The organism is Sulfurovum sp. bin170, assembly GCF_010892395.1.
GTDB lineage: Bacteria > Campylobacterota > Campylobacteria > Campylobacterales > Sulfurovaceae > UBA1140.
The window spans coordinates 1-2,913 of record NZ_JAACKB010000076.1 but is presented as its reverse complement, the minus strand read 5'-3'; the positions used below and the strand labels follow the sequence as shown (position 1 = coordinate 2,913).

General features: G+C 33.7%; 3 protein-coding genes. All 3 read right to left on the bottom strand.

From position 1 onward, the window contains the following. On the bottom strand, positions 1-1,128 hold a 1,128-nt coding region (locus GSY74_RS01830; RefSeq protein WP_164663413.1), incomplete at its 3' end, for a polysaccharide biosynthesis/export family protein. Between the two features lie 10 nt (positions 1,129-1,138). Next, positions 1,139-2,224 carry a hypothetical protein gene (locus GSY74_RS01825; protein WP_164663412.1) on the bottom strand — a complete coding sequence of 362 codons (1,086 nt, stop codon included), beginning with the start codon at positions 2,222-2,224 and terminating at the stop codon, positions 1,139-1,141. A 9-nt stretch (positions 2,225-2,233) separates the two neighbouring features. Continuing rightward, positions 2,234-2,913, bottom strand: a 680-nt coding sequence (locus GSY74_RS01820) for an ABC transporter ATP-binding protein (protein ID WP_255494458.1), incomplete at its 5' end; no start/stop codon positions are given.

The following is a 2,913-nucleotide window of genomic DNA, read 5'->3' as shown; positions in this document are numbered from 1 at the left end:
CGTTGTAGAAGAACCTGTTGTCAACACTCTTGCTTCTAAATCTCTTAAATTCGCAGAGATAAGCTGTTTTTGCCGTAACGCAATACTTTTACGATAGAGCTGTACTGCACTGGCATCAGATATAGGAGTCATAATAATATTTGAAAGTAGACTCTTTAGCGTTGTACCTTTTTGCAGGGTCATGGTATGCAAATTACCATGCTCTCCATCTATTTCTATACTTAAATTATCTTTTAAATAGTCCGATATAAAGTGAATTTTTTCACCATTTTTCATAAATACTCTATACTTATCACCTATCGGATATTTATCAACCTTTTCCAACCCATTACTCCAATGAGTAATCATGAAATGTGTAACATTAGCTTTGGGTAGAACAAACTGCATAAGCTCACCAACTGTAACACTCTCTGCATTCAACTCAAATATATATGGTCGTCTAACCTCTCCTGTCACCTCTATTCTATTTTGTAGACTATCTACTTTAACTACATCACCACTCCTGAACTGAAATAGTCCTAATTTACCATCTAACAAAAATTTATATAGATCAAACCTTTTAACTAATACATCAGCTCTAAGAACAGTAACAGCCCTATAACTCCCCTCTCCATCGATAATACCACCTGCTTTGTCAATAAGTTGCAGAACCGAATCTGAGGAGAAGCCCTCATATAGTCCAGGCTTTTTAACTCCACCTGTTACAAATATAGATATTGGTTGATATGAGTTCAGGTTTGCATATACTGAAACACTCTTGTTAAAAACACTCCTTACTCTTTTTGATACTACATCTTTTAACTCTTGGCTATTTACCCCCAATAGATGAACTGTTCCAACCTTAGGGATAAATACATTTCCCCTAGAATCAACCTTTAGCTCTGCTCCATACTCATAAGCACCCCAAAGTTTGATAGATACAGTATCATCAATATTAATAAGATAGTTAGGACTATATTTAAGCTGTCTATTATCCTTAAATGCACCTTGAAACAGTCTCTTTCCAAAGTATATCTTCTCATTTTGTAGCTCTTTTTTAGTAAAATCACCATTAGAGTTATCATCAAGTACCAAATCAACTCCCATAAGAACTTCTATCAAAAATAGAAAAATCAGTATCCTTTTCATCTCTCTCCTTCTAATCTCTATGGTCTTTAACGATAGAGTATATCATGGATATAATACCATAAATCATGAATAGAACCATAAATAGTGTAACAATATTTTTAACCTTATCAGGAGAGCTATAATCTTCTGCTAGTGTCGGTTTGGTAATGACAATAAAATTCTTCGCATTTTGGGTAGCTTGTATCATCGCCATATCCAGCTGAATCAAGGTCTGCTTGTATCGTTCCTTGTTAAACTCCACATCACTTTTGAGCGTTTCAAACTCAAAAAGGTCTTCATTCAGTTCATTTTTACTCACACCTGATAACTCATTTCGTATCTCATCTAGCTTTTTTTTGAGACTTCCAATCTCAGCTCTTAGTGTCTTTAACTCTATGCTATTGGTGTGCATATACTGCTTTAGGTTAGCATACTCTATATCTTTTTGTACGACCTTTCTCTCTATCTCTGCAAGAATTGTACTTTTTGCTCGTATATCAATAGAGGGATCAATAGTTTTATGATCATTTTGATATGTCAAAAGAGTCTCTATCGAACGCAAAAGTATCTTTTTATTCTGCACCTCTTGATTTTTAATAAAATCCAATAACTCATTTCCATTCTCTTTATCATACATATTAAGTTTCTTCTCAGCCTCAATAACAATATATTGTAGCATATCTTTGGCACTCTTTGGGTCTGTATGGAGACAGGCAATATCAAGCGTATTAGAGAGTTCATCATAAGATATAACCAATCTCTTTTTATATAATTTTAGAAAGTCTTCAGAGGATGAGAAGCTGTACATTCTCTGTAAAAAATCAATTTTATAACTCATGTAGTGTGCTTTTAAAAAGAACTTCTTATCCACTTTTTTAAACATCTCTGTTGAATAGATAAACTTCTCTATCAGTTTAGAGTCTTGAATATTGGATGAACTAGTTGGCATCAGTGCCGTTAACATATCAGTTGGGGTTGAACTCTGTTTCAAATCTTTAATAAGAACGGTGGATGCTGATTTATATAACTCTGTCTGTATAAATAAAATATAAGAAGATAATACAAAAAAAGGCAACAGAAAAAAGAGAATAAATCTTGTTTTTTTTAAAATTTTCACACTCTATCCCTACTTATTAATATTATTATACATCTCGATTGCTTTATTAACATTATCAAAATAGTATAACTTAGCCTCATGCGAAACAATCCCCACATCACAAATATCACGAAGTGTTCCCATATCATGACTCACCAATAGCACATTACATGTCTCAATTTTCTTCATCAACGCCTCTTTAGATTTTTTACGAAACCTCGCATCACCCACAGATAGCGTCTCATCTATCAGCAGATAATCAAAGTCAAATGCCAAGCTCAAACCAAAAGTAAGCCTCGACCTCATCCCAGATGAGTAGGTTTTTATGGGCATATCAAAATAGTCACCCAATTCAGAAAACTCCTTAACAAAAGATATCGAGTCATCAATCTCTTTTTTACTTTTGCCATAAATACGACAGACAAATTTGACATTTGCTCGTCCTGTCATATTGTTCTCAAATCCTCCACCAACACCCATAACCCAAGAGAAGTTCTTATCTGTCACTATTTTCCCCTTATTGGGAAAATCTATCTGTCCTAACATTTTCATAAGTGTAGATTTACCTGCTCCATTTCTTCCCAATATCGCCACATTCTTACCCTCTGGAATCGTAAATGAACTATCTTTTAGTATATATTTTTTACCAAGTGGCGTTCTAAAATATTTAGTTACATTTCTAAGTTCAATCATTTGGAGATAATACCCTT